The organism is Amycolatopsis thermalba (genome assembly GCF_003385215.1).
GTDB classification, from domain to species: domain Bacteria; phylum Actinomycetota; class Actinomycetes; order Mycobacteriales; family Pseudonocardiaceae; genus Amycolatopsis_E; species Amycolatopsis_E thermalba.
In genome coordinates this window covers 77415-101323 of record NZ_PQHW01000003.1, presented here as the reverse complement: position 1 = coordinate 101323, position 23909 = coordinate 77415, and the positions used below count along the sequence as shown (strand labels likewise).

Sequence of the window (23909 nt, the reverse complement as noted above, 5' to 3'; positions counted from 1 at the left end):
TGGGCTACTTGTTGGCGCAGTCCGAGCACATGACCTGGTCGGCCGGGATGCGGGCTCCGCACTTGCAGGTGGCGACGAACCGGGCGATCAGGCGGGCGAGGCGGGTGGTCATCGAACCTCCGAAAGTGACTGTGTGTGACGATCGGTGGCGTGCGGGGGTAGGGAATCGGGAGGGAGCGGGCGAGGGAATCCGGTGGCGGGTAGGGAAAATTCCCTCGGCGCGTCCCTGGGTGGCTTCCCTAGGGGTGATCTGCGGTTTCAGTGGTGAAGGGAGCGAGGGAGTGGAGGGAGAACCCGCCCGCGCGGCGGGCTTGCGGGCGGGTTCTCCGGCCGGGTCAGGCGTTCCCTCCCTCGCGGGCGGCCAGCGCCTGCTGGACACGCTCGGTGAACACCATGAGGACGCCGACCTTGGTGACCTTGCAGCCGTGCTCGGCGAGCTGGTCGCGCAGGTTCTCGGCGGTGAGCCCGATGTAGGGCCGGTAGCCGGGGGCCAGCTCGCGCAGCCGCGCGCACACGTCGGTGGCCTTGGCCTTGTCCTCGCCGGGCAGCAGCACGGCGGCCACGTCGGCGAGCAGGTCCCGCTGCTGCGGCTGCTCGATCGCGGCCCGACGCACCCGGCCGCCGCGCAGCTCGACACCGCGGGCGACGATCGCGGCCTTCTGCTCGCTGGTGAGGTGGAAGGCGCGCAACAGCCCGGGCTGGTCCATGAACCCGACCGTGACCGACGTGCCGACGTCGTTGAGGGCCACGATCTTGCCGCCCTTCTTCACCGCGGGCTTGAGTTCCAGCGCTGAGAGCCCGTTCTCGTACGCCTTCTCGCCGAGCACGACGTTGTTGCGGGTCTTGTCGCCGATGGCGTGGCAAGCTTTGTTGGTGGTGACGGCGATCAGGTCCCGCGGGAGGGACAGGTCCGACGGGGTGGGGGTGGCGAACCCGAGCACGATGCCGTACTTGCGGGCGGCGGAGAAGAACCGCACGACCAGGTTGACCACCTCGCGCCGGTCTTCGGGCTTGTCCTGCCGGAAGAAGCTCTGGCACTCGTCGATGATCACGATCCGGGGCCGCAGCCGGTCGTCCTTCTCCGCCGCTTCCCGGGTCAGGGAGTTGATGCCGTACTCCCGGAAGAGCTGGCCGCGTTCGGCGAGGGAGTCGTGCAGGGCATGGATGTGGTCCATGCACGCCTGGACGTTCTCCGCGGTGTCGCCCATGGAGATGGTTGAGGCGACCGGGCGCAGCCACTCGTAGTCGTTGTTCTCGGCGAAGCAGAACACGTCGATGTCCACCACCGGGTCCAGCACCGCCCCGGCGAGCAGGTCGTTGATCTGCTCGGACTTGCCGGAGCCCATGATCCCGGCCCACACGAAGTTGCGCTCGAATACCGGGGTGTCGACCTGGTTCCAGCGGGCATCGATGCCGACCGGGAACCCGGTCCAGAAGTCGGTCTGACCGCCATCGAGCAGCGGGTAGTCCGGCACCGGCTTGCGCAGCGACCCGGGATCGAGGACCAGGCACTTCATCGCCATCGGGTCGTTGTCGTCGACTTCGACCCACACCTCTTCCGGGCGTCGGCCGAGGTTGTGTGCGAGCACGGTCTTGCGGGCGTTGATGCTGGTCGCGGGCACCCCGGCCGGGAGCCGGAGGACGAATTCCCAGCCGTGGCTGACCGGCAGTGGCGGCTGCACCCAGGTCGGGGTGATGGCGGTGCCCCAGCCCTCCTTGAGCTTCTTGTTCAGCGCCGGGTGCCCGAGGTTGCGCAGCGCGTTCATGATCACCGACTCGTCCACCTCGACTTCGGGGCCGCCCGCGGCGGTCGGGGCCGAGCGCAGCCAGCCGGGCAGGTCGACGTGCTTGCGGCCCTGGTGGTGCAGGTAGTAGAACCCGGCCGCGGTGCCCCCGGTCAGCAGGAACGCGCCGTAGGTGACCACGAACCACACCGCGAACGCGATCGCATCGACTACCGCGGTGATGGGGCCGATGACATCGGCGATGTGCCCGGAGCTGACCGCCAGGATCATCCCGAGGACCAGCAGAAACCCGGCCACGCCGACGATCCCGAGCGCCCCGGCCTTGATCCACTGGCCGGGCGCGGCCACCCAGTCCATGACCCGCTGGTGGCGGCGCTGCTTCTCCGCCACGTCACGGGCCTCCCACTCCAGCAGCCGCTCGTGGTTGCCTTCCATCTCCGCGGCCAGCATCTGCCGCTCGTAGCGGGATGCGCCGTGGGTGTCGCGCCACCGCTTGAGCACCACCACGGCCCCGGCGATCGGGTAGCCGAACACGTGCCGCCCGGTGGCCTTCACCGCCGCCTTCGTGAGGTCGTGGAAGGCGACGGTCTTCACCGCCCGTCCGGCGGTGACCAGGTCGCGGCGGTAGCCCTTGTACCGCTCGATCGCCTGCCCGCGCTGGGTGAACAGCCGCTGGTACTCCTCCTCGGAGATCAGCTCACCCTCAACCACCTCCGTCTCCGACGGGCTCGGGGTGGCGTCGGCGCGGCGGGTGGGCAGGTAGTGCACCTGCGCCAACTCGTCCTGCTCGTGCTGCTGGGTCACTTGCGGCCTCCCTTGGTGTGTTCGTCGCGGAGCTGGCGCGGCGGGCCGGCCGACACGCGCAGCGTCTTGCGGATCGACTCCGCCGAGCGCGGGTTGACCGTCCCGGCCTCGATCGCGGCGGCCAGCTCGGCGCGGAGCTGCTCCATCGACCGGCCGGGCTTGCGGTCGATCACCGGCCGGTCCGGGCTCGACTCATGCAGGTCAGGGCCGTGATCGAGGGTGGCGACCGACCCGCCCTCGATCGAGTCCCCGGGCTCCTGCTCGCCCTCGATCGAGGGCGTCACGCCGGTGGCGGTGGCCGCGCCGGTGGTGGCGAGCAGGTCGGCCAGCTCGCGGTCCCAGTCGGTGGACTCGGCCACCGGCAGGCCGGGCACGGTCGCGGGCTTCAGGCCGCGCCGGGTGAGGGTGTAGCGGCCGGGGGCGTAGAGCAGCCGGGCCGACCCGTCCGCCTCGATCTCGGCCACCGCGCGCTTGACGGCGGCCTTGCGGATGCGGGCGACCTTGCGGGCGGCGGCCCGCTCGATCCGGGCCTCCCGCCGCTGCTGCCCGGACTTCGGGGCGGTGGCGAGGGTGAGCTGGTGGGCGACCACCCCTGCGATTGAGGCGGTGCCCATGACCACGCCGTGGTCCCAGGCGGTGGTCAGGCCGTGGGTGAAGTTGATGCCGAAGGCGACCGCGCCGAACACCAGCACCCCGGCCACCAGCCCCCACACCGAGCGGTCCGGGTGGCGCCGCCGCTCGATCACCACCGCGATCGCGAACGCCCACATCCCGAATTCGGTGATCCCGGGCAGCAGCGCGCCCAGCTCGGAGGCGAACACCTCGATGCCGTAGCGGGCCATCGCCGGGGCCGCCAGCACGAACGACAGCAGCGCGATCGGGTAGATCAGCAGCTCAACCACGTGCCGGCCAAGCCACAGCCGCAGGCCACGCACCACGGCGGCGCGCCGGGCGCGCCGGGCGGCGGTGGCCTGCTGCTGGGCCTCGCGGCGGGCTTGGGCATCCGCGCGCTTGATCTGCGCGGCCGCCTGCCGCTCGGCGATGCGCACCTGCGCGGCCGCGCCGGCGTCCTCCCGGCGGATCATCGCCTCCGTGCGCTTGTTCTCCCGCCGCTCCTCATACCAGCTCACTGCCACATCCCCCTTTCCAGCTCGGTCATCAGGTCACGCGCCGACACCAGCGGCAGCACACCCCGCACCCGCGCCACCCGCGCCCGGTTCGTCGCGCGCGCCCAGGTGCGGGCCTCGATCAGGTCCGGCCAGCTCCCGGCCGCCACGGTCTCTCCATTCGGGACGGTCACCACAACCGTCCACGCCTGCGCCACATCAGCGATCCGGGTCACCCTCATTCCGGCACCTCCCCGTCCTGCGCGGCACCGGCGCGGGCACGCAGGGCACGCTGCTGGCGGCGCAGCCGCAGCTCGTTCGCCACCCACCCCAGGGCGGCCAGCAGCGACAGGGCGTAGAAGCCGTCCCAGACGGTCGCCCCGAGGCCGAGCGGGAACAGCACCCCGCCCAGTTCGAGCAGGTGCCAGCCCACCCACGACACCGCCTGCGTGGTGCGAGTCGGGGTGCCCGGGCGCTGGTAGATCGCCACGTCGGCCGAGCGGCGTGCTTGGACCTCGCGGTCGGTCTGTCCGGTGTGGCCGGTGGTGGGCTTGGGCTCAGGCGTGAACATTGATGGCCTCCTCCCGGGTGGTGGTGGGGTGGTGGAAGAACTGGTTGACCGGACCGGCCGGGGGCTTGCTCGCGTGCTTCGCCACGAAGCCGTCCAGGCGGCGCATCGTGATCTCCAGGACCTTCGCGATCAGCACCAGCGGAACGCGGACCAGGTGCAGCAGCAGGAACAGCAGCACCGCGCCGGTGAACACCAGCAGCGCCAACGTCCCGAACCGGCGCAGAACCTCGAACATCGACATCACCGGCCACCCCGCTCGATCTCTTCGGCGTGGGCGGTGAACGCCGCCGCAGCGTTGCCCACCAGACGGAAGAGCGCCAGCGCCTGGCTGTAGGCGGCGTCCGCGACGACGGCCTCGGCATCGTGACTGCCCACGCGCCTCTCCGCGCCCTGCCGGATGACATCGGCCCAGTCCGACACCGCCAGCTCCGCCTCGGCAAGCTTGCGCACAGCGCGACTACGAGAATCGGTCATCACCGCTCACCTGCCCCAGCCGGAGAACAGCACGGTCAGCGCGTGCACCACGTTGTCCAGCGCGTGCCGGGCCTGGTAGGGGTGCTGCACGATCCACACCACCGCGGCCACGAGCAGGCCGAGCCAGAGCAGCTTGCGCAGGGTGTTCTTCTTGGGCAGCACGTTCAGCTTGGTCTTGCTCATGCCGGTACCTCCGTGTCGGCGTCGGTCAGGGAGAACAGGTCGGTTTGGCCGGCGGGCTGCCACGCCCCGTCCCGCCACACCGCATCGGCGGCGATGCCTTCCTCGGCGCGGATCACCGGCTCGGTCTTCTCCAGCCACTTCCGCTTGGCCGTCTCGGTGGCCTCCCGCCACCGCTTGCCGGTGGTGTCCTCGTAGCGGCGGATGCACAGGGTTTTGACCTGGGCCGGTGTGGTGCCGACCGCGATGCGGGCGCTCACGCGGTCTCCTCCAACTCGGCGCGGGCCAGCTCGGCGGCCCGCATCCACTCCAGGGACGCCGCTTCCGTCCGGTGCCACTGAGCGCGCGGGGCGTCGCGGTCCGCCCACAGTCGCGCGCGGTAGTGGTGACTGTCGGCCAGCACCGCCAGCGCGTGCGCCACCCGTGCAGCAGCAGCGGCGGAGACCAGCCGGTTGAGCCGGAAGGGGTCGTAGGTGACCAGCTCGTCCCCCTCAACCACGTGCAGGTCCGGGGCAGCGCCGCACAGCTCACACGGCACGTCCGCCTCGGTGCGCGGCTGGTCGCAGACCAGGCAGCGGAACACGAGTTCGGTGCTCACCGGCCCTCACCCCCGGTGGCGGTGATGACCCACTCCACGAAGCTGCGGGAGGCGACCGGGTTCTCCGGGCCGAGGTGGGCGCGCAGGTAGCGGGTGATCTGCGAGACCGACTGGCCCTCGCGGTGGCGGCGGGCGATGATGTCGACCGGCGCGGCCACCAGCTGCACGCGGAAGCCGGTGCGCTGTGAGGCCTGGTGGTAGATGGCCTGTGCGACCATGGGTGTCTCTCCGTTCTGGTCAGGAAGTGGCTGGGTGGGGAGTCCCGGCGCGGCCGCGTGCTTGGCGGTTCGGGCCGCGCCGGGGACCTCGGTGATCAGCAAGCGGGTCATCGGGCCTCCCTCTCTGCCGAGGAAGGGTCGTGGCCCGAGCCGCAGTGGCCGGCGGCGTGGGTGCCGCGCATGCGGGGGCAGCGGCACTCGCGCAGCAGCTCGTACTCGGCGTCGGTGATCGGCTGCGGGCGGCGGGCGGTCCGCACCGGCTTGTACGGGGCGGGCATCAGCCCTCCTCCGGCTCGATACGGACGCCGTTGATCCACACCTGGCCGCCCCGGCACACCATGTTCGAGCCGCGTTCGGGGTGCGGGATCGGGCGGTCGGACAACCGGCGGCCGGTGGCGGCGTCGGTGACGGTGTGGCCGTTGACCGACACGCCGTTGCGGGAGTAGTAGACCCGGCCGTTGACGACCACCGGGCCGCTGATGCGGTCGACCTGCAAGAAGTCCATTGTGTGTCTCCTGGGTAGTGGTGGTTAGCGGATGGGCTTCTTCGAGCCCAGCGGCCCCTGGACGGTGACCGAGCGGGAGCCGGCGAACTCGCGCAGCCGGATCCAGGCGATGTTGCTGCGCTGCGTGTAGCTGGTGACGCACCACTCGCGCCCGTCGGTGTCGGTGACGTACTCGCCTTCGCGGTACTTGGCGATCCAGACCTTGGCGGCCATTGAGGACAGTTCCTTCCGGTCAAAGCGATTCGGGGTCAGCGGTGGGTGCAGGGTCAGAGCTGGGCGGCGATGCGGCGGGAGCAGGCGGGCTTGCCGCAGCAGTTGGAGGTCTTGTCGACCCGCTTGCCGCACCCGGCGCACGTGCCGGTCCGGTTCAGCGCGGTGAGCTGGACGGCGCCCGTGTTGGCCTTGGGGTTCTTCTTCAGCTTCATGGGGTTTCTCCTGGTCAGTCGTGGTTGCGGGTGGCGAGGTAGGTGGTCAGCAGCGAGGCGGCCACGCCGATGAGGCGGTGCGCGGCCTGGTCCATCTCCATCAGCGCCGTCCCCGGGCCGCCCTCGTCCACCACGCCCTCACGGCGCTTGACGGTGGCGTGCGCGAGGTAGCCGCCCTTGCCGATGAACTTGCTGCGCAGGAACCGCTTGAACGGCTCGCGCCGGTCGATCACGTAGTGGGTGACCGCGTTGACCGCCGTGCCCGCGGCCAGCGCCCGCAGCGGCAGCCGGTAGCCCAGCGCCGAGGTCACCGCGACCGAGGCGACCGTCTGACCGGCGGTGTAGGTGGTGACGTGGCGGGCGCAGTGCTTCGCGCCCTCCCACCCGGGCAGGCCCTTCTTGCTGGCGTCCTCGCTGGACTGCACGATCTGGTCGCAGTAGGGGTGCACATCCGAAAACACCGCCTGCAACGCCCCGAACAGCGCGAGCGCCCGCACCGAACGGTGCCGCATCACCGCTCACCTCCCCGGCGGGAGCGGCGTGCCTGGTCGGCGATCTCGCGGTAGTGCTCCGCCCGGGCTTGCGCGCCCTGGCGCGTCACCGCGTGCTCGGTGCCGTCCTGCGCCTGCTGGTCGTGCGCCACGGCGAGCCGGTCGTAGAAGTCCTCGACGCTGGTGTAGCGGATCATCACGCCGCCTCCCCCGTGACCGCATCGAGCCGGACCGGCAGCGACCGCAGTGCTTGCTGAGCCGCCCGCCGGGCGGTGCGCCGGGCCCGGACCTCGTCGGTCAGCTCACGCGAGATCCGGAACGCCTCAACACGCTCGGCGGCGGCCCACTCGCGCTCCATCTCTTCGATCAGTGCATCGATCTCGGCGACTTCCGCCGCGACCGCCTCATCCCGCGCCACCGCGGAAATGTCCTCATCGACCAGCGGAAACAGCGCATCGAGCGCTTCCGAGCTGGCGATCCGTGCGAACTTCATTGCTCTCCTGTTCGTTGGGGTGATGTCTTGAGACATCTCTATGTCGCAAGACGTTAGGGAGGCGGCGGGGTCTTGTCAACCCCGTGTCGTAAGACATCTGGGTAAGGTGGACGAGTGGCTGATACGGCTGAGTCGAGCGGCAAGCCGCCCGCAAGCAGGCAGGTGGCGGACGCGTTGCGGGTGCAGATCGAGGCGGGGGAGTACCCCGTGGGATCGCCGTTGCCGCCCTATCGACAGCTAGCCAGTGAGTACGACGTGGCGGTCAACACGGCGATCGCGGCCGTGCGGCTGCTGCGCGACCAGGGATTCGTCACGATCAAGCGGAACGCTGGAGCGCGGGTCCGCGACCGGTCGGCCGATGTGAACGAGAGCGAAGCGCTCTTGGCGATCCGGGATGACGTCGCGGGCTTGCAGTCCGAGCTTGCCGGTGCCGCCCGCCAGCTCGCAGACATCGAGAAGCGCCTGACTGAGCTGCTTGATCGGCAGTCCCAGCGTTAAGCGCTGAGCTGCCGGACGAACGTGGCGATTCCGTCGATAATCGCCCCGATCCCGCTGCCAATGCTCTTGGCCCAGGTTGCCGCGTCGGCCGGGTGCTTGACGACGATCGCCAGCAGGGCGAGCACGACCAGGGCGGTGACAACCTTCGGGAGTAGCCCGCTGCCGGTCTTCAGTCCCGGGAACGTCCTGCTTGGCCATGCTGACTCCTTTCGTTGTGACTCTCGGCTTTCGGAGCGCCGGCGTTGCTCATGCATCAAGAGTGCGGCCAAGCCGGGATTCTGAGAACTGTCACGAAAGCGCCCTACTACTGAACTTTCGCCGAACCTGAGGCCCTGAACTTTCACTGAACTTCGGCCCGGGAGGAGGGGCGTTGCGAGCGTTGGAATGGGAGGCTGAGGGCATGGAGTTGAACGGTTCGCCCGCCACGATCGAGCAAATGAAGGCGCTCGCCTTGACCAACTACGGGCACTTCACGTCCATGTTGGTTCAGGACGGCTCTGTGAAGGGGTTGTCCCTCCACATGCAACGTCTCGCGCGAGACTGCCGCCAGCTGTTCGATGTCGAGCTGGACACCGATCGGGTGCGAGAGTTCATCCGGCGCGCGCTCGCTGCGTCGGAACCGGCCACAGTCGTGCGGGTGACGGTGTTTGATCCCGCGTTCGACCTGGGGACCATCGGATCAGACGCTGATCCGCACGTGCTGGTGACGACTCGGCCGGCAAGCCTGGCGACACCTGCGCCCTGGCGCCTGCAAGCCGCGTCGTACCGGCGCGAGATCCCCGCGGTCAAGCACGTCGGGCTGTTCGGAGCACTGCGCAGGCGTCGGGCTGCTCAGCGGGAGGGGTTCGACGATGTCCTGTTCCTGAACCCTGATGGCACGATTTCCGAGATCGCGACCTCGAACATCGGGTTCATCCGCGATGGACGGGTGGTGTGGCCGCGTGCCGAGTGGTTGCAGGGCATCACCATGACGCTGATCAACCAGGCGCTCGATGAGCCCGTGGCGACGGAGCCGCTGACGCTATCGGACCTGTCGGGCATGGAGGCCGCATTCGCAACGAACGCAGCCACCGGCATCAGGCCCATTGCCTCAGTCGACAGCACGGAATGGCCTACGGATCACAAGGTGCTGCACGAGCTGCGGGAGCTGTACGCGGACATTCCTTCCGAAGCTGTGTAAGCGGGTGACAACAGCCCGCTACGCTCCACAGAGAAGGCCCAGTCCGTGGGGGAGTAGCTAGTGGCGACGGTTCAGCGCTGGTCAGGGATCGAGGTGCGCGCGCTTCGGGAGGCGAAGCGCATGAGCATTCGCGAGTTCGCGGCACACCTCGGTGTGAGTGAGCGGATGATCTCGAAGTGGGAGGCGGGCCGGGAGAACATCCGGCCGCGCCCCGTCAACCAGGCAGCCCTCGACACGTGTTTGGCGCGGTCGGATGCTGACACCCGTGCTCGCTTCTCGCACCTGACCGGCGGCTCCCTTGTGCCGGTCGATGCGGCCGGGGAAGCGATGCCCGACCTCATCGGCAGCAGCCGCGTGAGGCATCCCGCGGACGGCAGCACGATGGTGAAGGTCGACGGCAGCGTCTTCCTGTCCGGCCCGAGCAACGAACCGATCTGGGTGCCGGACTTCTACATCGACGTCTACCCGGTCACGAACGCTCAGTACGCGCAGTTCCTCACGGCGACCGGGCATCCCGCGCCACAGCGGTGGAGCGAGGAGAACGTGGAGAAGCTCGGTGACCACCCCGTGGTGTTTGTGACCTGGAATGACGCGACGGCCTACGCGGAGTGGGCTGGTAAGGCCCTGCCAACGAGCCAGCAGTGGGAGAAGGCAGCCCGCGGCACGCGGGGCGCCGTCTACCCGTGGGGTGATCAGCCGACGCCGGCCAAGTGCAACGTCCGGGAGAACGGCGTCGGCTCGACCACGCCCGTGGACTGCTACCAGACCGGCATCAGCCCTTACGGCGTTTACGACATGTGCGGCAACGTGTGGGAGTGGTGCTCGACCGAGACACGTCACGGCCGCTACGAGTTGAAGGGCGGGGCGTGGACCAGTCCTTTCGACCGCGCCACTCCGTCATCCTTCAATGATGCTGCCGCGAGCATGTGCGATGACGACACTGGTTTCCGCTGCGCGACGCCCGCCGAGACACTTGAAACGTTGCTCGGTGGCTGAGCGAGTGACACCGGTACCTCATCGCTGTCACACCTGTCACTTTGTTACTCGCTGGCACTTGAGCTGCGGAAACAGGAGTGACAGGGGAGTGACAACTCGCCCCACACTACTTTCCTGTCACAGGGTCACTGAGGCTGGAACATAGGGGGCTACCCCCAATGGTTCAGCCTCTTTCGCCTGGTCAGGGGGCCTGCCGGTGGGCGTCAAAGTGAGCGACAACCGCCCCGTAGACCGACGTACGTCGGCGGACTTCCACGGACGTTCCTGACCAGGGCGGATGCGGTACTCCCCAAGATCAAACGGGGTCCAAATCTGGCCTGATAACGAAGAGGTCGGAGGTTCAAGTCCTCCTGGGCCCACTCGACAGACTCAGGCCCCGTCTCCTTCCCGGAGGCGGGGCCTGAGTGTCGTTCTGGGACCTTTGTTTTCGGATCCGCGCTCGGAGCGGATCAGCTCGCGAAGATCCGGTCCATGGTTTCCGCGCCGTGCTCGATCACCGGCCGGAGCTGATGCCGGAGATCATGCCCTCGACGATGACCAGCCGGGCCTGCGGGTTGGTGTCGAGTGCCATGAGCTCGGCGTCGCTCCACCGAGTCCTGCGCGCGGGCTGGTCGGGCATGGAGGACAGCGGACGGGCGCAGGCATGATCGGTTGTTCCGTCGGTGGCGTGCGGCGCGAGACAGTGGCGTGCCACGGTGAGGCTGTGTCTGGTGACTCGAACTGGCCGAACCCGCGGATGGCGCTGGTCATTTCGGTCATTTGGACGCTGATTCAGGTTGGGCACGCCGCCCTGTTCCTGGTTCGCGGCGAGCGCACCTGGGTGGACTGGCTTGTCGCCGTCGGTGGCGTCCTGGTTTCCGCGGTGTGGTGGAGCATCTACGTCCAGGCACGACGGCACCGGTCCTGATCACGCGGCCGTTCGGGCCGGTGTCCGCGCGGGGTGGCTCGGTCAGCAACACCGTCCAGCGCGCCCCGGACGCTACCTGGCTGACCCTCCTCGGCGTCACGCGCGCCATTACGATCGGCAAGAGTGGTGCCGGCGGCGCAGGGCCGCATCGGCGGTGTCTGAGGGGGCGACCGGGATGTCCGATGAACCGTCCGGTCTCGCTGCGGTGCTCACCGCCGCCGAGCGGGCGTCGCCGGTGAAGTCGGTCGACGTGGTCGCCGGGTACCTGGAAGAGCGGTTCGCCGCGTCCGACGTCTCGTTCCTGCTGGTCGACCTCCTGGGCCGCGAACTGGTCCGGTTCACCACGCACGGGAAGTCGCTGCGAGGCGAGGACGCCGAGCGCCTCGACCTGGCGGGCAGCGTCTACGAACGCGTCCTGTCCAGCCAGGAGCCGCACCGCGAGCACCGCGACCAGTGGCACGTCGTCGTGCCCGTCACCAACCGCGGCGATCCCGTCGGCCTCCTCGAGATGACCCTTCCGGACCTCGACGACTCCGCGCTGGAGCAGATCCGCGAGGTGGCGCTCGCGCTCGCCTACCTCATCGTCACCGACCGCCGCTTCACCGACCTCTACCAGTGGGGCGAGCGCACCACACAGGTCAGCCTCGCGGCCGAGATCCAGCACCAGCTGCTGCCCACCGCCGCCTGCTGCGAGGCCGACCAGTTCACGGTCGCCTGCGCGCTGGTGCCCGCCGACAACGTGGGCGGCGACACCTACGACTACGCCCTCGGCCACGACACCCTGAACCTGTCCATCACCGACGCGGTCGGCCACGACGTCCAGTCCGGTCTGGTGGCCACCCTGCTGCTGGGCGCCCTGCGCGGCGCCCGCCGGGCGAACCAGTCCCTCGCCGACCAGGCCGCCGCGGCGGACCAGGCCGTGCGGGAGCACGCGAAGACGCCGTACGCGACCGGGCAGCTGTTCCGCATCGAACTGGCCGACGGGCGCGCCGACGTGGTCAACGCGGGACACCCGCTGCCGCTGCTCCTGCGCGACGGCACCGTGCGGGAGCTGCCGTTGCACCGCGACACCCCGTTCGGCACGGGACTGCAGGAGAAACCACGCGAGGTCCAGAGCGTGGACCTGCGGCCGGGCGACCGGCTGTTCCTCCTGACCGACGGGATGTTGGAACGGGAGGCGGCGTCGGTGGACCTGCGCCGTCTGGCGCTCGAGACCGCCGGGCGGCATCCGCGGGCGGTGGTGCAGACGCTGACCTCGGCCGTCGTCGACGCCGCCGGCGGGCGCCCGAAGGACGACGCCTGCGTGATCTGCCTGGACTGGCACGGCACCACCGCGAAGGGTGATTCGGACACGTTCGTGCGGTGACTCTGGTAACGACCGGGTCACGAAACACGAATCCCCTGGTTAGGGTCCCCCACGGACCACCGACCGATGGGAGCGTTTCCGATGTTCAGGCGCCTGCGTCGCCGTGACGGCCGGCAGGGGGAGCCGGTCACGTTCGCGGCCGGGGCCGGTCTGGTGAGCGTCCGGTTGCGCGACGAGCTGGGCAACCCGCTGGCCGGTGCCGAGATGACCCTCCGCCACAAGCGCGGCCCACGGGTGTTCCGCGCCGTGTCCGACGACTACGGGCTGGCGGTGGTCACCGCGGCCACCGGGACCTACCAGGTCACGATCAGCGCGGGCGGATTCCGCGAGGTCACCCACACCGTCGACGTCGCCAGCGGCGACCACACCGCGCTCGGTGAGGTGGAGCTGCGCCCGGACGCGAGCGTCCGCCTGCCGGGTCCGGGCCGGTGGGTGATCGACCCGGACCACACGTCGATCCGGTTCGTCGCGCGGCACATCGGCCTGTCCCGCGTCCACGGCCGCTTCACGCGCTTCCACGGCAGCATCAACGTCGGCGAGCGGATCGAGAACTCCTCGATCGAGGTCGTCATCGACGCGGCGAGCATCGACACGGCCGCCGAGAAGCGGGACGAGCACCTGCGCTCGCCCGACTTCCTCGACGTGGACCGCTTCCCGAAGATCCACTTCTTCAGCGACCGGGCGCAGCGCGTGGCCGGCGACCGCTGGCACATCGACGGCACGCTCAACCTGCGCGGCGCGAGCCGGGGCGTCCGCCTGGACGCCAGCTACCTGGGCCTGCGCTCGTGGAACGGCGACCGGCTCGGCGCGATCGCCAAGGCCGAGCTGCACCGCGAGGACTTCACGATCAACTGGCAGCAGACGCTCGCGAAGGGCCTGGTCGTGGTCGGCTCGACGATCGAACTCCGCCTCGACGTGCAGGCCGTCCGGGGCGTCTAGGCCGCGACGTCGGCGACCACGCAGGCGATGTTGTCCGGACCGCCGCGCCGGTTGGCGAGGTCGACCAGCGTGCTGAGGCCCGCCGACGCCCTGAGCACCGAACTGCGCGCCGCCACCACCCCCGGCGAGCAGCAGGTCCGGCTCCGCGGGGTGCCGGTGCAGAGCCCGGACCAGGGTCGCCGGAACCGCGGTGCCGTGGACGTGGTCCTGCGTCAGCTGGAACAGCTCGCCCTCGCGCAGCAGGTGCGCCCGCGAGTCGCCGACGTGCAGGACGCCGAGCCGCGAACCGGACCAGAGCAGCGCGGTCAGGGTGGTGCCGGCGTCCTCGAGGTGCCGGACCGCGGCGCCGGCCACGCGGAAGGCGTCCCCGAGTGCGTCCAGCGGATCGCCGGTGGCCAGCGCGTCCAGCGGTTTGACCGCCTCGATCGCGGCGACGCTCGCCTGGTGCCCGCCGGGGCCGAACCCGTCGGCGACGGCGAGCAGGTGCGGACCGGCGTAGGCCGCGTCCTGCTTCGTTTCGCGCACCAGACCCGCACGGCGTGGACGAGTCCCGTCATCGCAGTGTCCTTTCCGGACAGTTGCGCGACGAGGAAGGCGACGAGCCGCCCGCGCGCCGCGACGTCGGCTTCGACTTCGCGCCAGTAGGCGAGGACCTCCGCGGCTGGATCGGGTCCTGCCAGTGCCCGGGAAATCCGTGCCAACGGCATTCCGGTCCGGCGCAGCCAGCCGATCAGCCGGGCCCGCTCCAGCTGGTCCGGTGCGTAGCGCCGGTAGCCGGACACCGGATCGACCGATGCGGGCCGGAGCAGGCCCAGTTCGTCGTAGAGACGCAGCGCCTTCGGGGACAGTCCCGCCGCGCGGGCGAACGCCCCGATCGTGAGCCCCATGTCGTCCTCCTCGTATACCAGGCATTCCGCCTGGCGGAAGCGACTGTGGGGCCTGCCCCAGGGGCAAGGTCAAGCTTGGTTCCACGTGGAACGGCCAGGACAGACGGGGAGCTCTGCCGCGTCTGACCTGGCCGTGTCTGGGGTGGGGTTACTGTTCCCTGCGCTGCCGCGCCTCACCGAGTGCCGCTTCCTCCCGCGCCCGGTCGGCTTCGGCTTCCTTCTCGCTGACACGCTGCTGCGCGTCGGCCTTCTCCTGCTGCGCGCGGCCTTCCCGCTGGGCGGAGTCGTTGCCGAGGAACGTGCCGGCCGTCTCCTTGACCTTGCCCTTCAGGCCCTCGACCGCGCCCTTGATGCCTTCCTGGCGGTCTTCCTTGTCGGTCATTTCCTGCCCCTCCTTCGTCTCCGTCACGAGTCGGCTACCCGGGCGGCACGGGCGCTAATCACCCGGGCCGGGCCCGTGCGCACCGCGCGAACCTCCCCCTGGCGGGTGCAGTAGCATCGTGTGGTCAGCTGGACCGTCGAAGAGGGGCCGGAACGTGAAGAAGCTGCTGGCGCTCGCAGTCGTCGCGGGCGGGGTGCTGTTCGTGATCAAGCGCAACAAGGACGCGAAGGCTGAGGCCGACCTGTGGCGCGAGGCCACCGCCCCGACCGAGCGCCCGCTGGCCGCGGTCTCGACGAACGGCAGCGCCCCGGCGAAGACCGCCGAGGCGGGCACGAACAACTGAACTTCCCGCGGGCTTGGGGGCCCGCGTCCGGGGCTGTAGCTCAATTGGTAGAGCGCTGCTTTTGCAAGGCAGAGGTCAGGGGTTCGATTCCCCTCAGCTCCACACAGTCGCCGTGACGTCTCCGGCGAACCCGCCGCGGTGACCGTTGCCGCCGGTGTTTGGAGCTCACGTAGAGTTGCGGCGATGGCAGGCAGAGGCACGAACCGGCGGCGTGGTCCCGCCCGTCCGGTTCCCGGCCGCTACCCCGTCCGCTTCGGGCTCGCTGAACTGCTCGCCGACGTCGATCGGCCCAATGGTTGGCTCCTGACCGTCGACGAGGTTGCCCAGTCCTATGTGGACCTCGATGATCCGACGCACCTGGAGTTCGAGTACGTGCGGCGCATCGGGGACGTCATCGACTGCCTCGCCGACGGGCCGTTCGACGCACTCCACCTCGGCGGCGCCGGCTGCACCATTCCGCGCTACATCGCGGCCACGCGCCCCGGAAGCAGGCAGCTCGTCTTCGACGCGGACGAACCGCTCATCGACCTCGTCCGTGAGCAGCTCGACCTGCGCGCCGTGCCCAACCTGCGGGTGCGCATCTCCGACGGCCGCGAAGGCGTTGCCACGCGACGGGACGCCTCGGCTGATCTCGTCGTCGCGGATGTCTTCCAGCGCGCGAAGATGCCGGGCGACGTGGCGACCCTGGAGTTCACCACCGACGTCGCCCGGGTGCTCCGGCCAGCGGGCGCCTACCTGATCAACGTCGCCGACGGGCCGGGACTCGAGTTCGCCCGCCGGGTCGTCGCCACGATCGGCGCCGTCTTCCCGCACGTCGTCATGCTCGCCGACTCCGGGGTCCTGCGCGGCCGCCGGTTCGGCAACCTCGTGCGGGTCGCCTCGCGCGCGGAACTGCCCGTCGACGCGATCAGCCGCCGCGCGGCGTCCGCGGCGTTCCCCGCCCGCGTCACCAGCGGTGCGGACCTCGACCGGTTCCGCGGCACCGCCACGCCGATCACCGACGCCGAGGCACTGGACACCCCGCGCCCGCCGTGGAACGTCTTCGGCCTGCCGCCTAAGACCTGATCTCGGCCAGGTGGTTGTAGGCCGACGCCCGGGAGATCCCCAGCGCGGCGGCCACCTCCGGCACGGCCTTCTGCAGCGCGAACAGCCCGCGCTCGTCCAGCGCACGAAACAGGTCCAGCCGCTCGGCGCGCGTCATCCGGCTCACCGGCCGCCCGAGCTTCAGCTCCTCCTCGGCCACCACCGCGCGGATCAGCTGGCCCACGTCGTTGGTGAACGTGGTGGTCGCGTCGGGCAGGGCGGTCACCGCCGCCAGCTCGCCGAGCAGCACGGCCGCGTGCCGCAGATCGGTCACGTCGAGGTTCACGCACAGCGCCCCGAACACCTCCCCGTCGCGGTCGCGCAGCAGCATCGTGGACGCCTTGATCACGCGCCCGGCCGGTGTCCGCGTCAGGTAGTTGATCTGGTCGCGCGCGTCCCGGCCCTGCTTGAGCAGGCTCAGCCCCAGCTCGCTCATCGAGCCGCCGGGCGCCCGGCCGGTGACGTCGCCGGCGACCGCGACGACCGAACCCTCCGGCCGGCGGTAGTCGTGCAGGACGACCTCGCAGTTCCCGCCGAAGGTGGCGGCGAGGCCGTCGAGCACGGGTCGGAGCGCGGCGAGCACCGCGTCGGCATCACTCACCTGGGCATGATGTACAGAACTTGGATCGATTGTCTAGCGCGCCTCGCTGATCAGGATGTCCACCGCCGCGTCGTTGCGCGTCGTCTCCCGCACGATGTCCTCGTCCGGCGGGTAGAAGCCGGGCAACGCGCTGGTCGGGTACATCTCGAAGGTGAAGCTGAGGATCTTGTGCGTGCCCCACATCCAGTCGTTGACGTCCCCGTCGGTGATGTAGAGGTCGCTGGACTGCTGGGCGGTGTACCGGTTGGTCGCCGCCATGCGCTGCCCGACGTCGCGGAACCGCGCGTTCTCCTCGGCCGTCATGCCCTCGCCGGTGTCGTCCTCGGTGTGCCCGAACGGCCACAGCACCAGCTCGGAGTAGGTGTGGAAGTCGATGTGCGCCTTGATCCGCTGCTGCCCGCCTGCCGCGCGCGAGTCGACGAACCGCGACACGGCCTGCGTCTCCGGCTCGGAGAAGGCCGACGGGCCGCGGTAGGTGTCCGAGGCGGGCCGCGTGCTGGAGCCGTCGCAGCAGCCCCACTTGTAGCCCCAGTTGCGGTTGAGGTCGGTGCCGATCTTGCCGCCGTCCACGGGCCTGCGGTTCTTGCGCCAGTACTTGTAGTCGGTGTCCGAGATGTCGTACTCCGAGCCGTCCGGGTTGACGTTCGGGATCACCCAGATCACGTGGCCGTCGACCAGCGACCGGATGTTCGGATCGGTCGCGTAGCCGCCGGTGAAGCGCTGCACGATGTGCAGGCACATCTCGGTGGTCAGGTGCTCGCGCGCGTGCTGGTTGCAGGTGAACAGCACCTCGGGCTCACCCTCGTCGGCGGCGGCGTTGTCGCTGATCTTCACCAGGTTCAGCTCGCGGCCCTCGTAGGACTTGCCCACGCTGGACAGCACCGCGATGTCCGGGTGGTTCGCGGCCGCCTTCTGCAGTTCCGTCGTGACCTCGGCGTAGGTGTGGTAGCCCTCGTCCCCGGCCGGGAAGTCCGCCGCGGCCGCTCGCGCCGGTGTGGTCCCGGCCAGCAGGGCGGCTCCGGTCACCAGGGCCAGCACGCCGCCCGCGGCCCGCCGTGAATACATTTCGCCTCCGCACGAACACGTAGAGTAGCTTCTTCTACCCTGCTGTAGCGGCGCGCCCGCCACAACCCGACGGAGGTCGGGTGGTTCACTGATCGGGTTATGCGACGAGTCCTGCCCGCCCTGCTCGCGGCCGCCGCGCTGGCCGGTTGCTCCGCCCAGCCGGCCCCCGAGGCGCCGCCGTCCCCGAGTGCGCCGGCCACCACGGCCGTGCAGCTGCCGCCGGAGCCGACGCCGGCCCGCGCCGCACCCTGCCCGTACCTGGAGAACTCGTTCGTCGCGGACTCGAACGGGCAGCGGGTGTCGAAGGTCGAGATCTCCGCCGACCAGCCGCATCCCACGTGCTTCTTCTACGCCCTGTCCGGCAAGCTCCAGCTGACCGTGCGCGTCTACACCGGGGATCCGGCGGTGGCGAAGGCGCTGGTCGACCAGGCGGCTCCGGTGGCCACGAGCAACCCCGCGGCTGAGCCGCCAGGGTGGCAGGGTGGTTACGCGTCGAAACCGGACGGCGCGGTATATGCCGTGGCCAGGGACGGTACGGCGGTCATCGTGACCACGAACCAGCAACAGACGGTGAAGGCGAGAACCGTTGCCCGGCAGGCGATCTCGCGCCTTTAAGACCGGCGGGGTGCAGTGTCAAGTTGATCTTGTATTACCCTGATCGCACCTCGCAGCCGGGGAGGACCAGCACGTGACCGGTCGAGACCTGCGGCCGGCGTGCCACGGGCTGCGAGAGCCCCCGTGTACCTCGATGTGAAGAAGGACAGACATTCGTGGCTGACACCCTCAAGGAAATCCTGCTCGACTCCAGCAGGCGTCCGGCCGTTGTGACCGACCTGGAGACGCTGGTCGACGAAGAGGTCTCGGACAAGGGCGGCGTGTCCGGTGCCGTCATCAAGACCGGCTTCGCCGCGGTCAAGAAGATCAAGCCGGGCATCATCGGCTCCGCCGTCGACAGCCTGCTCGACGACTTCGCCGCCGCGCTCGAGCCGTTCTACGCCGACTTCAAGGGCCAGGGCGGCACCAACAGCACTGACTTCGGCTCGTACCTTGCGGGTCGTGGCTCGGAGGCCGCCGACGCGCTGCTGAGCGTGACCGACGCGCGCGCCGCCAAGAGCAGCCGCGACAGCATCAAGAAGGTCTACGAGAAGCTGCGCCCGAACGGCAAGAAGAACGTCGAAGAGGCGCTGCCCCGCCTGGGCAAGCTGATCGACAAGCACGGGGCCGCCGCCTGAGGCAGACGCGCAGAACGGCCGTTTTCCCAACGGTAGCCGTTGGGAAAACGGCCGTTCGCCTGTGCGGGGTCTGGCGTGACCGGGTCAGCGCAGGCGGAAGTGCCGCTCGGCCTCGCGGTCGAGCGGCACCTCCGGTGGAACGTGTTTAGTTCTGCTTCTCCGCCGGCGACGGGCTCGGCGCGTGCTGGCCGTTCGCCGTCGACTCCGGAGTGGCCGGCTTCGGCGCGGCCCGCGGCGGCTCGGTGGCCACCGGCGGCTCCTGCTTGCCGCGCAGCGCGACCGCCGCACCCGCGGCGGCCAGGACGCCCAGCACCAGGAAGAGCGGCCACTTGCGGCTCTTCTTCGTGCCCTTGGCGGCGAGCTTCGCCTCCTCCAGCGCGGCCCGGAAGTCCTTCTTGGCCTGCTTGAAGTCCTTCTTGGCCTTCCGCTTCGACTCACCGGCGGCCTTGGCGGCCTGGACGGCGGCCTTGCGGGCCTTGCGGCCCGGCTTGCGCAGCTCGGCGAGCCGCTCCGCGGCCTCCTTGCGCGCCTGCTTGCTCGCCTTCGCCAGGTCCTTGCGGGCCTTGCGGCCCCGCTTGGCGGCTTCCTTGCGCGCCTCCTCGGTGCTCTCGGAAAGCCGTTTCTCGGCCGCCTGAGCGGCCTGAGCGGTCACCTCGGCGCCTGCCTTGCCGACCTCGACGGCCCGCTTGCTCAGGCCGAGCAAGCCGGCCTTGACCGACTCACCCACCGAGTCCGCAGCTCGGGTCATGGCCTTTCACCTCGTCAATCGTTTCGTCTCACGTTCCATCCCCGTAACCATCCTGCCCGTTTCCGGCCGATCTCGCTGCGGATGGCACGATGAAGCGGTGACCCAGAGCAGTGAATCCCTCGTTGGTGCGAAGGCGACCGCCGTCCTGCACACCAACGCCGGGGACATCCGGATCAACCTTTTCCCTGATCACGCCCCCAAGACGGTGGCCAACTTCGTCGGCCTCGCGGAGGGCACGAAGGAGTACCAGCGCCCGAACGCCAAGGGTGAGAACTCCGGCCCGTTCTACGACGGCGCGATCTTCCACCGCGTCATCTCGGGCTTCATGATCCAGGGCGGCGACCCGACCGGCACCGGCCGCGGCGGCCCGGGCTACCAGTTCGGCGACGAGTTCCACCCCGAACTGCAGTTCGACCGGCCGTACCTGCTGGCGATGGCGAACGCGGGACCGGGCACCAACGGCTCGCAGTTCTTCATCACCGTCGCCAAGACGCCGCACCTGAACTTCAAGCACACGATCTTCGGCGAGGTGGCCGACCAGCAGTCGCGCGACGTCGTGGACTCGATCGCGAACACCGCGACCGGGCCCGCGGACAAGCCCCTGCAGGACGTCGTCATCGAGAAGATCGACATCGAGCGCGAAGGCTGAGCCGGGGTAGGTTGGAGGCATCGTGAACGTGCCTCCTCACCCGCCTGCCTCGCAGCCGCCCCAGCAGTCGGCCCTGCCCGGTTGCTGGTGGCACCCGTCGCGACCCACCGGGCTCAGCTGTGTCCGGTGCGGCCGTCCGGCGTGCCCGGAGTGCCTGCGTGAGGCCTCGGTCGGCTACCAGTGCATCGACTGCGTGCAGACCGGGCGTCGCGAGCAGAACATCCAGCGGTACACGCCGCGCACGGTCGCCGGGGCGCAGGTCTCGCACCGGCCGGTGGTCACGCCGGTCCTCATCGTGGTCAACGTGCTCGCGTACGTGGTCACGGTGGCGCAGTCGGGCAGTCTGACCCGCAACGACACGTCGTCGCTGTTCGGTGACGGCGTGTTGTGGCCGCGCGTGATCGCCGGGGCGGACGAGTGGTGGCGGCTGGTCACGTCCGGTTTCCTGCACTACGGGCCGATCCACCTCGCGGTCAACATGCTCGCGCTGTGGATCCTCGGGCGGGACATGGAGACACTGCTGGGCCGCGTGCGCTTCATCGCGCTGTACGTGGTGTCACTGCTGGGCGGCGCGGTCGCGGTGTACCTGTTCGACGGCGTGGACCGCGGCACCGCGGGTGCTTCCGGGGCGATCTACGGGCTGCTGGGCGCGATGCTCGTCGCGGTGATCCGGTTGCGGCTGAACCCGGCGTACGCGATCGGCACGATCGTGCTGAACCTGATCATCACCGTGTCGCTGCCGAACATCTCGCTGCTCGGCCACCTCGGCGGCCTGGTCGTCGGCGCGGTCGCCACCGCGGCGATGGTGTACGCGCCGGCGAAGGGTCGCCAGTACTGGCAGGGCGGCGCGGTGGCGGTGCTGCTGATCGCGTTGCTGGTGCTGGTGTTCGTGCGCGACGCGCAGCTGGCGGACCTGGTCTGCTGGTACCGCGGCGACCGGTTGTTCTGCGCCGAGCCGTCCGGTTAGGGCTTCAGCGCGGTCAGCGTGTCGAGCACGTCCCGCGGATCGGCGCCGAGTTCGAGCCAGCCGAAGACGTACAGCTGGTCGCCCGCCTCGATTTCCAGCGTCGCCGAGTCGCGGCCGAGGCGGCGGGTGGTGCGCACGCGAGCGGTCACCTCGGGCCAGTGCAGGTCGTGTTTCCCGGTCGTGGTGCGGATTCGCAGCCCGCGCGGATCCGCGGTCAGGCGCGGCCGCACGAGCAAACCGTGCAGCGACAACGCGGTCAGCGCGACCGCCGCGACGGCGAAGAGGACCGTGCCCATCCGGTCGCTCGCCAGGATCGCGGCGGCCGCGGCGAAAACGGCGGCGACACAACCGGTTCCGACCAGAACCGGTCGCGGAGCCCAATGCGGAGACGAGTTATCCACAGTGGTTATCCACACTGGGGATGAGTCACAGTGCTGTAATTACGGGTCAAGCGGCTGTTCGGGGCAATCGTTGTGATCTTCCGCTCAGCGCCAGCGCATCGTCATGAGCAGACCGACGATCATCAGCGCGAAGCCGACCGCGAAGTTGCCGTTGCCGAGGTCCGCCATGAACGGGATCTTGTCGCCCGCGATGTAGTTCACGACCAGCCAGACGAGCCCGAGGATCATCAGCCCGAACATCACGATCTTGTAGAGCAGGCTGGACGGCCCCGCGGCGCGCACCTTGACCGGCGTGCGCCGATCGGCCGGCGGCGTGTACGCCGTCTTCTTGCGGACCTTCGACTTGGGCATCGGAACCTCGCGTGTTCGTCTCTGACCAGGTGGTGCGCATCCACCTCTACCGTCACACGTTAACGTAAGCGTCCCCGAGAGAGGAGCGCGCGTGGCAGTCCTCGACGCCCCGCCACCGAAGAAGTCCGGTGGCGGTTTCGCCAGGGCCGTGCGGACCGTCGGCGAACTGCTGATCACCGCCGGGCTCGTCGTGCTCCTGTTCGTCGTCTACGAGCTGTACGTCACCGATTTGTTCTCCGCGCGCAAGCAGGCCAGCGCCACCGTCGCGCTGGACCAGGACTGGGCGCAGGGCCGCACGCTGCACGCCGACCTGATCGACGGCGAGGCGTTCGCGAAGATGTACATCCCGAGCTTCGGCGCGGACTACCACTTCACGATCCAGGAGGGCACGGACGCGAAGGCGCTGGAGGTCGGGCCGGGGCACTACAAGGGCACCGCGCTGCCGGGCGAGCCGGGCAACTTCGCCGTCGCCGGGCACCGCGTCGGCAAGGGGGCGCCGTTCAACGACCTCGACCTGCTCGCCTCGTGCGACGCGATCGTGATCGAGACGCAGAGCGACTTCTTCGTCTACCGCGTGCTGCCTCACCAGGACGAACTCGCGAACTGGAACGCCGACAAGGCCGCCCGCCCGCAGTGCGCGAACGTGGGCACCCTGCGCACCGACGCGCCGGACGGCGGCCCGTACGGCAAGACCTTCGGCCGGGAGATCGTGACACCGGACCAGGGCGAGGTGGTCGCGCCGGTGCCGCACCGGACGGCCGACGTCCTGCCGACGGCCCAGCAGGTCTCCCTGCTCACGCTGACCACGTGCCACCCGCGGTTCTCCGACAAGCAGCGGCTGATCGTGCACGCCGTGCTGACCAACCAGTACCCGAAGACCCCGGGTGCCACCTACGAGCAGCTGCTGCAGGCGATCGGAGGCGTGTGATGTACGGCTGGATCTGGCGCAGGCTGCCCGGCCCGGCCGGGGTCAAGGCGGTGACCGCGCTGGTGCTGGTGCTCGGCGTGATCGCGTTGCTGCTGTTCGTCGTGTTCCCCTGGCTGGAGCCGATGCTCCCGTTCAACCACGTCTCGGTGAACTAGCTCCGGGCCCGGGCCGGTCAGCCGGGCGGCGGCCGGAGGCCGTCCATCAGGAGGTTCAGCAGGCGGCCGGCCTTGGCTTCGTGCGCGGGCCGGGGGGCCACCGTGAAGATGCCGATGAGAGAGGCGGCGATGTCGTCGGCGGTGACATCGTTGCGTAGGTCGCCTGCCACGCGGCCGGCGTCGAGCACGGTGGTGATGGCCGCCAGTAGCTCGGTCCGGGTCTGGGCATGGGCTATCTCGCCCGACTCGATCATCGCGAGCAGCGTGTCGAGCATGCCGTTCTTGGTCGCGATCCAGGCCCCGAACAAGTCCATCCAGCGCCGCATCGCCGCGGCCGGGGGCAGCCGGTCGAGCAGTTCGCGGGCGCCGGTCGTCAGCCGCGCCACCTGGTCCCGGTAGACCGCGTCGACCAGCGACTCCCGGGTCGGGAAGTGCCGGTAGAGCGTCGCGATGCCGACGCCCGCCTCGCGGGCGATCGCGCGCATCGACGGCTCGGCGTCGGCCGACGCGAACATGCGGGTCGCCACCGCGAGCAGCTGGTCGCGGTTGCGGGTCGCGTCCGCCCGTGGCGCGCGCCCCTCCGTCTCAGGCAAAACGGATCACGCTCCGCTTGTGTTAGGG

Annotated in this window: 41 protein-coding genes, 1 tRNA gene and 1 pseudogene; 15 read left to right on the top strand and 28 right to left on the bottom strand. The window is 69.9% G+C overall.

The genetic code is table 11. The features are described from left to right. Nucleotides 1-335: 335 nt before the first annotated feature. The 17 genes from D0D15_RS02425 to D0D15_RS02360 are packed head-to-tail and all read right to left on the bottom strand — an operon-like array spanning nucleotide 336 to nucleotide 7610. Complete coding sequence (locus D0D15_RS02425; protein ID WP_094003336.1) at nucleotides 336-2549, bottom strand: FtsK/SpoIIIE domain-containing protein; 2214 nt, start codon at nucleotides 2547-2549, stop codon at nucleotides 336-338. After that, complete coding sequence (locus tag D0D15_RS02420; protein ID WP_115944198.1) at nucleotides 2546-3679, bottom strand: hypothetical protein; 1134 nt, start codon at nucleotides 3677-3679, stop codon at nucleotides 2546-2548. Before D0D15_RS02420 ends, D0D15_RS02425 begins: the two co-directional genes overlap by 4 nt. Next, entirely contained in the window at nucleotides 3676-3897 is a 222-nt protein-coding gene (locus D0D15_RS02415; protein WP_143266130.1) for a hypothetical protein, read from the bottom strand. The genes D0D15_RS02420 and D0D15_RS02415 overlap by 4 nt, the downstream gene beginning before the upstream one ends. Beyond that, the gene (locus tag D0D15_RS02410) at nucleotides 3894-4226 is read right to left on the bottom strand and encodes a hypothetical protein (RefSeq protein WP_094003338.1); all 333 of its coding nucleotides are present in this window, start codon (nucleotides 4224-4226) and stop codon (nucleotides 3894-3896) included. Before D0D15_RS02410 ends, D0D15_RS02415 begins: the two co-directional genes overlap by 4 nt. Next, nucleotides 4213-4467, bottom strand: a complete 255-nt coding sequence (locus tag D0D15_RS02405; RefSeq protein WP_094003371.1) for a hypothetical protein — start codon at nucleotides 4465-4467, stop codon at nucleotides 4213-4215. The genes D0D15_RS02410 and D0D15_RS02405 overlap by 14 nt, the downstream gene beginning before the upstream one ends. Further along, nucleotides 4467-4676, bottom strand: a complete 210-nt coding sequence (locus D0D15_RS02400) for a hypothetical protein (protein WP_094003339.1) — start codon at nucleotides 4674-4676, stop codon at nucleotides 4467-4469. Before D0D15_RS02400 ends, D0D15_RS02405 begins: the two co-directional genes overlap by 1 nt. Before the next feature lie 30 nt (nucleotides 4677-4706). After that, nucleotides 4707-4883 (bottom strand): hypothetical protein, encoded by a 177-nt coding sequence (locus D0D15_RS36210; RefSeq protein ID WP_167481439.1) that lies wholly within the window; start codon nucleotides 4881-4883, stop codon nucleotides 4707-4709. After that, a complete protein-coding gene (locus tag D0D15_RS02395) occupies nucleotides 4880-5140 on the bottom strand; it encodes a hypothetical protein (protein ID WP_094003340.1) in 261 nt (86 codons plus the stop codon). The genes D0D15_RS36210 and D0D15_RS02395 overlap by 4 nt, the downstream gene beginning before the upstream one ends. After that, nucleotides 5137-5478 carry a hypothetical protein gene (locus D0D15_RS02390; RefSeq protein WP_094003341.1) on the bottom strand — a complete coding sequence of 114 codons (342 nt, stop codon included), beginning with the start codon at nucleotides 5476-5478 and terminating at the stop codon, nucleotides 5137-5139. Before D0D15_RS02390 ends, D0D15_RS02395 begins: the two co-directional genes overlap by 4 nt. Continuing rightward, the gene (locus D0D15_RS02385; RefSeq protein WP_143266131.1) at nucleotides 5475-5807 is read right to left on the bottom strand and encodes a hypothetical protein; all 333 of its coding nucleotides are present in this window, start codon (nucleotides 5805-5807) and stop codon (nucleotides 5475-5477) included. Before D0D15_RS02385 ends, D0D15_RS02390 begins: the two co-directional genes overlap by 4 nt. Further along, entirely contained in the window at nucleotides 5804-5974 is a 171-nt protein-coding gene (locus D0D15_RS35800; RefSeq protein WP_158224386.1) for a hypothetical protein, read from the bottom strand. Before D0D15_RS35800 ends, D0D15_RS02385 begins: the two co-directional genes overlap by 4 nt. Next, nucleotides 5974-6201 (bottom strand): hypothetical protein, encoded by a 228-nt coding sequence (locus D0D15_RS02380; protein ID WP_094003343.1) that lies wholly within the window; start codon nucleotides 6199-6201, stop codon nucleotides 5974-5976. The genes D0D15_RS35800 and D0D15_RS02380 overlap by 1 nt, the downstream gene beginning before the upstream one ends. A gap of 24 nt (nucleotides 6202-6225) precedes the next feature. Further along, entirely contained in the window at nucleotides 6226-6414 is a 189-nt protein-coding gene (locus tag D0D15_RS02375) for a hypothetical protein (RefSeq protein ID WP_094003344.1), read from the bottom strand. 53 nt (nucleotides 6415-6467) lie between these two features. After that, entirely contained in the window at nucleotides 6468-6626 is a 159-nt protein-coding gene (locus D0D15_RS35795; protein ID WP_158224387.1) for a hypothetical protein, read from the bottom strand. A 14-nt stretch (nucleotides 6627-6640) separates the two neighbouring features. Further along, on the bottom strand, nucleotides 6641-7138 hold the full coding sequence (locus tag D0D15_RS02370) for a hypothetical protein (RefSeq protein WP_094003345.1): 498 nt from the start codon (nucleotides 7136-7138) through the stop codon (nucleotides 6641-6643). Beyond that, nucleotides 7138-7314 carry a hypothetical protein gene (locus tag D0D15_RS02365; protein WP_162830489.1) on the bottom strand — a complete coding sequence of 59 codons (177 nt, stop codon included), beginning with the start codon at nucleotides 7312-7314 and terminating at the stop codon, nucleotides 7138-7140. Before D0D15_RS02365 ends, D0D15_RS02370 begins: the two co-directional genes overlap by 1 nt. Further along, on the bottom strand, nucleotides 7314-7610 hold the full coding sequence (locus D0D15_RS02360) for a hypothetical protein (protein WP_094003347.1): 297 nt from the start codon (nucleotides 7608-7610) through the stop codon (nucleotides 7314-7316). The genes D0D15_RS02365 and D0D15_RS02360 overlap by 1 nt, the downstream gene beginning before the upstream one ends. A 114-nt stretch (nucleotides 7611-7724) precedes the next feature. Between D0D15_RS02360 and D0D15_RS02355 the strand changes: the two genes are divergently transcribed. Beyond that, complete coding sequence (locus tag D0D15_RS02355) at nucleotides 7725-8108, top strand: GntR family transcriptional regulator (RefSeq protein ID WP_094003348.1); 384 nt, start codon at nucleotides 7725-7727, stop codon at nucleotides 8106-8108. Here the strand turns inward: D0D15_RS02355 and D0D15_RS37515 are convergent. Further along, complete coding sequence (locus tag D0D15_RS37515; RefSeq protein ID WP_275895896.1) at nucleotides 8105-8233, bottom strand: hypothetical protein; 129 nt, start codon at nucleotides 8231-8233, stop codon at nucleotides 8105-8107. The genes D0D15_RS02355 and D0D15_RS37515 overlap by 4 nt on opposite strands. 275 nt (nucleotides 8234-8508) lie before the next feature. Here D0D15_RS37515 and D0D15_RS02345 point away from each other — a divergent pair, with 275 nt between their 5' ends. After that, nucleotides 8509-9288, top strand: coding sequence for an aminotransferase class IV family protein (locus tag D0D15_RS02345; RefSeq protein WP_094003372.1), 780 nt, complete (start codon nucleotides 8509-8511; stop codon nucleotides 9286-9288). Nucleotides 9289-9348: 60 nt separating this feature from the next. Continuing rightward, nucleotides 9349-10284 (top strand): SUMF1/EgtB/PvdO family nonheme iron enzyme, encoded by a 936-nt coding sequence (locus D0D15_RS02340; protein WP_094003350.1) that lies wholly within the window; start codon nucleotides 9349-9351, stop codon nucleotides 10282-10284. Nucleotides 10285-10777: 493 nt separating this feature from the next. On the opposite strand, the gene D0D15_RS37510 is transcribed toward D0D15_RS02340, so the two are convergent. Then, nucleotides 10778-10903, bottom strand: coding sequence for a hypothetical protein (locus D0D15_RS37510; RefSeq protein WP_255407829.1), 126 nt, complete (start codon nucleotides 10901-10903; stop codon nucleotides 10778-10780). Nucleotides 10904-10951: 48 nt separating this feature from the next. Here D0D15_RS37510 and D0D15_RS35790 point away from each other — a divergent pair, with 48 nt between their 5' ends. The 3 genes from D0D15_RS35790 (at nucleotide 10952) to D0D15_RS36515 (ending at nucleotide 13496) form a co-directional block, all read left to right on the top strand. Further along, nucleotides 10952-11191 (top strand): hypothetical protein, encoded by a 240-nt coding sequence (locus D0D15_RS35790; protein ID WP_162830488.1) that lies wholly within the window; start codon nucleotides 10952-10954, stop codon nucleotides 11189-11191. A gap of 175 nt (nucleotides 11192-11366) precedes the next feature. Next, nucleotides 11367-12557, top strand: coding sequence for a PP2C family protein-serine/threonine phosphatase (locus D0D15_RS02335; protein ID WP_094003351.1), 1191 nt, complete (start codon nucleotides 11367-11369; stop codon nucleotides 12555-12557). Nucleotides 12558-12638: 81 nt separating this feature from the next. Next, a complete protein-coding gene (locus D0D15_RS36515; RefSeq protein ID WP_094003352.1) occupies nucleotides 12639-13496 on the top strand; it encodes a YceI family protein in 858 nt (285 codons plus the stop codon). A gap of 261 nt (nucleotides 13497-13757) precedes the next feature. On the opposite strand, the pseudogene D0D15_RS36820 reads toward D0D15_RS36515, so the two are convergent. The 3 genes and pseudogenes from D0D15_RS36820 to mbp1 all read right to left on the bottom strand — a co-directional run. Next, a pseudogene (locus D0D15_RS36820) lies at nucleotides 13758-13811 on the bottom strand (hypothetical protein); the annotation flags it as partial. Continuing rightward, nucleotides 13802-14383 (bottom strand): MerR family transcriptional regulator, encoded by a 582-nt coding sequence (locus D0D15_RS36510; RefSeq protein ID WP_233157028.1) that lies wholly within the window; start codon nucleotides 14381-14383, stop codon nucleotides 13802-13804. The pseudogene D0D15_RS36820 and the gene D0D15_RS36510, both read right to left, overlap by 10 nt. A gap of 148 nt (nucleotides 14384-14531) precedes the next feature. Beyond that, on the bottom strand, nucleotides 14532-14765 hold the full coding sequence (mbp1, locus tag D0D15_RS02320) for a microaggregate-binding protein 1 (protein ID WP_094003353.1): 234 nt from the start codon (nucleotides 14763-14765) through the stop codon (nucleotides 14532-14534). 154 nt (nucleotides 14766-14919) lie between these two features. Here mbp1 and D0D15_RS02315 point away from each other — a divergent pair, with 154 nt between their 5' ends. The 3 genes from D0D15_RS02315 to D0D15_RS02305 all read left to right on the top strand — a co-directional run bounded on the left by D0D15_RS02315 (nucleotide 14920) and on the right by D0D15_RS02305 (nucleotide 16173). Next, nucleotides 14920-15108, top strand: a complete 189-nt coding sequence (locus tag D0D15_RS02315; RefSeq protein ID WP_094003354.1) for a DLW-39 family protein — start codon at nucleotides 14920-14922, stop codon at nucleotides 15106-15108. A gap of 29 nt (nucleotides 15109-15137) precedes the next feature. Continuing rightward, nucleotides 15138-15210, top strand: a tRNA-Ala gene (locus tag D0D15_RS02310). 81 nt (nucleotides 15211-15291) lie between these two features. Continuing rightward, nucleotides 15292-16173 (top strand): spermidine synthase, encoded by an 882-nt coding sequence (locus tag D0D15_RS02305; protein ID WP_115944195.1) that lies wholly within the window; start codon nucleotides 15292-15294, stop codon nucleotides 16171-16173. Here D0D15_RS02305 and D0D15_RS02300 read toward each other — a convergent pair. Both D0D15_RS02300 and D0D15_RS02295 read right to left on the bottom strand, forming a co-directional pair. Beyond that, nucleotides 16163-16792, bottom strand: coding sequence for a helix-turn-helix transcriptional regulator (locus D0D15_RS02300; RefSeq protein WP_094003356.1), 630 nt, complete (start codon nucleotides 16790-16792; stop codon nucleotides 16163-16165). The two genes, D0D15_RS02305 and D0D15_RS02300, sit on opposite strands and share 11 nt — an antisense overlap. Before the next feature lie 33 nt (nucleotides 16793-16825). Next, a complete protein-coding gene (locus D0D15_RS02295; RefSeq protein WP_369806738.1) occupies nucleotides 16826-18070 on the bottom strand; it encodes a M14 family metallopeptidase in 1245 nt (414 codons plus the stop codon). Between D0D15_RS02295 and D0D15_RS02290 the strand changes: the two genes are divergently transcribed. Both D0D15_RS02290 and D0D15_RS02285 read left to right on the top strand, forming a co-directional pair. Beyond that, nucleotides 17957-18472, top strand: coding sequence for a DUF2020 domain-containing protein (locus tag D0D15_RS02290; protein WP_094003357.1), 516 nt, complete (start codon nucleotides 17957-17959; stop codon nucleotides 18470-18472). The two genes, D0D15_RS02295 and D0D15_RS02290, sit on opposite strands and share 114 nt — an antisense overlap. Before the next feature lie 155 nt (nucleotides 18473-18627). Then, entirely contained in the window at nucleotides 18628-19089 is a 462-nt protein-coding gene (locus D0D15_RS02285) for a DUF6918 family protein (RefSeq protein WP_094003358.1), read from the top strand. A gap of 145 nt (nucleotides 19090-19234) precedes the next feature. On the opposite strand, the gene D0D15_RS02280 is transcribed toward D0D15_RS02285, so the two are convergent. Beyond that, nucleotides 19235-19837, bottom strand: a complete 603-nt coding sequence (locus D0D15_RS02280; protein WP_233157031.1) for a hypothetical protein — start codon at nucleotides 19835-19837, stop codon at nucleotides 19235-19237. Nucleotides 19838-19934: 97 nt separating this feature from the next. On the opposite strand from D0D15_RS02280, the gene D0D15_RS02275 reads away from it, so the two are divergent. Together D0D15_RS02275 and D0D15_RS02270 are read left to right on the top strand one after the other, a co-directional pair. Further along, nucleotides 19935-20486, top strand: a complete 552-nt coding sequence (locus D0D15_RS02275) for a peptidylprolyl isomerase (RefSeq protein ID WP_094003360.1) — start codon at nucleotides 19935-19937, stop codon at nucleotides 20484-20486. Nucleotides 20487-20679: 193 nt separating this feature from the next. Next, complete coding sequence (locus D0D15_RS02270; RefSeq protein WP_094003361.1) at nucleotides 20680-21453, top strand: rhomboid family intramembrane serine protease; 774 nt, start codon at nucleotides 20680-20682, stop codon at nucleotides 21451-21453. On the opposite strand, the gene D0D15_RS02265 is transcribed toward D0D15_RS02270, so the two are convergent. Both D0D15_RS02265 and crgA read right to left on the bottom strand, forming a co-directional pair. Beyond that, complete coding sequence (locus D0D15_RS02265) at nucleotides 21450-21749, bottom strand: PH domain-containing protein (RefSeq protein WP_094003362.1); 300 nt, start codon at nucleotides 21747-21749, stop codon at nucleotides 21450-21452. The genes D0D15_RS02270 and D0D15_RS02265 overlap by 4 nt on opposite strands. 189 nt (nucleotides 21750-21938) lie before the next feature. Beyond that, nucleotides 21939-22205 (bottom strand): cell division protein CrgA, encoded by a 267-nt coding sequence (gene crgA / locus D0D15_RS02260; RefSeq protein ID WP_094003363.1) that lies wholly within the window; start codon nucleotides 22203-22205, stop codon nucleotides 21939-21941. Between the two features lie 91 nt (nucleotides 22206-22296). Here crgA and D0D15_RS02255 point away from each other — a divergent pair, with 91 nt between their 5' ends. Then, the gene (locus D0D15_RS02255) at nucleotides 22297-23133 is read left to right on the top strand and encodes a class E sortase (protein WP_094003364.1); all 837 of its coding nucleotides are present in this window, start codon (nucleotides 22297-22299) and stop codon (nucleotides 23131-23133) included. After that, a complete protein-coding gene (locus D0D15_RS36200) occupies nucleotides 23133-23288 on the top strand; it encodes a hypothetical protein (protein WP_094003365.1) in 156 nt (51 codons plus the stop codon). Before D0D15_RS02255 ends, D0D15_RS36200 begins: the two co-directional genes overlap by 1 nt. A 17-nt stretch (nucleotides 23289-23305) precedes the next feature. Here the strand turns inward: D0D15_RS36200 and D0D15_RS02250 are convergent, their stop codons facing one another. After that, nucleotides 23306-23881, bottom strand: a complete 576-nt coding sequence (locus D0D15_RS02250; protein WP_094003366.1) for a TetR/AcrR family transcriptional regulator — start codon at nucleotides 23879-23881, stop codon at nucleotides 23306-23308. Nucleotides 23882-23909: the final 28 nt, after the last annotated feature.